Origin of the sequence: Methylobacterium sp. WL18, from assembly GCF_008040015.1 — a bacterium.
Taxonomy (GTDB): Bacteria; Pseudomonadota; Alphaproteobacteria; order Rhizobiales; family Beijerinckiaceae; genus Methylobacterium; species Methylobacterium mesophilicum.
The window spans coordinates 1-879 of record NZ_VRVD01001090.1 but is presented as its reverse complement, the minus strand read 5'-3'; the positions used below and the strand labels follow the sequence as shown (position 1 = coordinate 879).

1 protein-coding gene and 1 pseudogene are annotated in these 879 nt (G+C 70.4%); one reads left to right on the top strand and one right to left on the bottom strand.

Going from position 1 to position 879, the window contains the following annotated elements:
* Positions 1–185 (top strand): annotated as a pseudogene (locus FV228_RS31085) (hypothetical protein); the annotation flags it as partial.
* A gap of 150 nt (positions 186–335) precedes the next feature.
* Here FV228_RS31085 and rpmF read toward each other — a convergent pair.
* Positions 336–524, bottom strand: coding sequence for a 50S ribosomal protein L32 (rpmF, locus tag FV228_RS31080; protein WP_003601373.1), 189 nt, complete (start codon positions 522–524; stop codon positions 336–338).
* Positions 525–879: the final 355 nt, after the last annotated feature.

Sequence of the window (879 nt, the reverse complement as noted above, 5' to 3'; positions counted from 1 at the left end):
ATGGGGGACGGCGCGAGGCGCGCGCCACGATCCTGATGCCGGACCGATTCGGCTCCGGCGGCGCCTGCGCGGGCTTCGTGGCGCAATTGCTGATCGCCAGCGACCCGACCCTCAGGCCGTCGCGGCTGGAACGCACGAAGGCGGCCGCGGCGCGCTACGCCGAGACTGCCCGGCGGCTCGCGTAATTTCGTTGCATCGCCGCCGCCGTCATTGCGGGCGGTAAGCGTAACGCACGTTCCAACCCCCTCCCGGCACGGTGAGGCGCCTGCTTCGCAAGCGCTTCCCGGGGATGAGGGCGAGGTCGGACCGACGAAGCGTCGAGCCGGCCGTGATGCTTACGCCTCGGCGGACTTCACCTTCAGGACCTGGCGGCCGCGGTACATGCCGGTCTTCAGGTCGATGTGGTGCGGACGGCGCAGTTCGCCCGAGTCCTTGTCCTCGACGTAGGTCGGCGCCTTGAGGGCGTCGGCCGAGCGGCGCATGCCGCGACGGGAGGGGGAAGTCTTTCGCTTCGGAACGGCCATGGCAGGAATCCTTCGTGATGCCGCGGGCAAAGCGGCGCGCGAGCGGCTCCTCGATCGAGGATCGCCTCGCACACCGCGGGATACGGATGAGGGCGCGCTTATAGCGTCGGCGCCGGCCCCTGGCTAGAGGTGCGGCGACACAACCGTTAAGCCCGGGTTCAAGTCGCCGGGCCCAGATTTTTTCCACGGCGCCGCGGAGCGGGCCGACCCCTCGGGAGACACGCCATGGCTTCCTCCAAAACGACGTTTGCCGTCCTCGCCCTGCTCTCGAGCCTGATGGCTGTGCCTGCCCTCGCGCAGGCTCCGCAGACATCGAGCCCCGCGACGCCGACCGCTCCCGCCAGGCCGGCCGCCC

What these genes read in the sequence shown, in the direction of transcription:
- rpmF (WP_003601373.1), bottom strand. Translation starts at nt 524, where the DNA reads ATGGCCGTTCCGAAGCGAAAGACTTCCCCCTCCCGTCGCGGCATGCGC.